At 63.5% G+C, this 1,590-nt stretch carries 1 protein-coding gene and 1 pseudogene; both read left to right on the forward strand.

Translation table 11 applies throughout. The features are described 5' to 3' along the window. Positions 1–158, forward strand: a pseudogene (locus JHD77_RS32100) (Hcp family type VI secretion system effector); the annotation flags it as partial. A gap of 179 nt (positions 159–337) precedes the next feature. Then, positions 338–1,590, forward strand: a 1,253-nt coding sequence (locus tag JHD77_RS32105) for a type VI secretion system Vgr family protein (protein ID WP_199506582.1), incomplete at its 3' end; no start/stop codon positions are given.

Genomic DNA, 1,590 nt, shown 5'->3' on the forward strand with positions numbered 1-1,590 from the left:
TCGACATCAAGGACTACATGCACAACTGCCAGGACCCGGGCAACGCCCACTTCACCCACCTGGAAGACGTGCACTTCACCTACCGCAAGATCACCTGGACCCACGAAGTCTCTGGCACCTCCGGCTCCGACGACTGGCGCTCGCCGGTGGCAGGGTGAGTTGACAGGCACACCGGTCGTACACCTGTACGGCCGGTTCTCCGTCGAGCCGAAAATGTCCGCTACTTCGCGAAATAGACACCGAGCCAAGACTTTCGGCAGCGGCTGAGCAAGAGTAACGTGGCTTGCTCCTCCAATGGATTGGAAAGGAACTGCCCACCCGGAACAGGGAACGATCCATGCGTCAAAGAGACCTGAAATTCACCTTCGTCGTTGGCGAAGGGAACCTTGCGTTCGATGTCGTCGAGTTCGAACTGGAAGAAGCGCTCTGCGAGCCTTTCCGCCTGAGCCTGAAGCTGGCCAGCGACAAGAACGCCATCGATTTCAAGCAGGTACTCGACCAGCCGGGCACCTTCACCCTCTGGCAGGACGGCCGTCCGGCCCGCTACGTCCATGGCATCGTCAGCCACTTCACCCAAGGCAGCTCGGGTTTTCGCCGGACCCGCTACGAACTGCTGCTGGAACCACAGTTGGCGCGCCTGGAGCTGTGCTGCAACTGGCGGATCTTCCAGGAGAAGAGTGTTCCGGAGATTCTCCAGGCGCTGCTCAAGGAACACCGGGTGCTCGACTACGAACAGCGCATCTACCATGAGCACCTGCCGCGCGAATACTGCGTGCAGGCCGGCGACAGCGATCACTACCTGCACGACCGGCTGGCCTTCGAGGAAGGCCTGGTCTACTACTTCCGCTTCGACGAACACCGCCACACCCTGGTCTGCAGCGACCGGCTCTACGTCCAGGAGCGTATCGCCGGCGGCCCGGTGCTGTTCAGCGCCCAGCCGGAGGGCGACAACCCGCAGCCGGTGCTTCATTCTTTCCGCTACAGCGAAAATGTTCGTACGGCTCGACAGACCCAGCGGGACTACAGCTTCAAGCGCCCGACCTACGACCAGGAGCATCATCTCGCTGGCGAGGCGCTCGAGCATCAGGACTCGTCCTACGAGCGCTACGACTACCCCGGTCGCTACAAGCGGAGCGGCGCGGGCCGGCCTTTCAGCGAAAGCCGCCTCAGAGGACATCGGCGCGATGCACGGGTGGCATCGGTCAGCGGCGACGACCCGCGGCTGATCCCGGGCCACGCCTTTGCCCTGGAAGGTCATCCGCGTGCCGACTTCAACGCCTGGTGGCGGCCGGTGCGGGTGGTCCATCGCGGCACCCAGTATGCCGGCCAGGAGGAAGAGTCCGCCGACGCCCCTCTGGGGGTGAGCTACGACCTGCGCGCCGAACTGGTGCCCGAGGACGTCGAATGGCGTCCCGCACCGCTGCCTCGGCCGAGTATCGATGGTCCGCAGATCGCGACGGTAGTCGGCCCGGCAGGGGAAGAGATCCATTGCGACGAGTGGGGACGGGTGAAAGTCCAGTTCCCCTGGGATCGCGAGGGACGTCACGATGAATTCAGTACCTGCTGGATACGGGTCGCGCAGAACTGGGC

Source organism: Pseudomonas sp. P20 (assembly GCF_016463925.1).
GTDB lineage: Bacteria > Pseudomonadota > Gammaproteobacteria > Pseudomonadales > Pseudomonadaceae > Pseudomonas > Pseudomonas aeruginosa.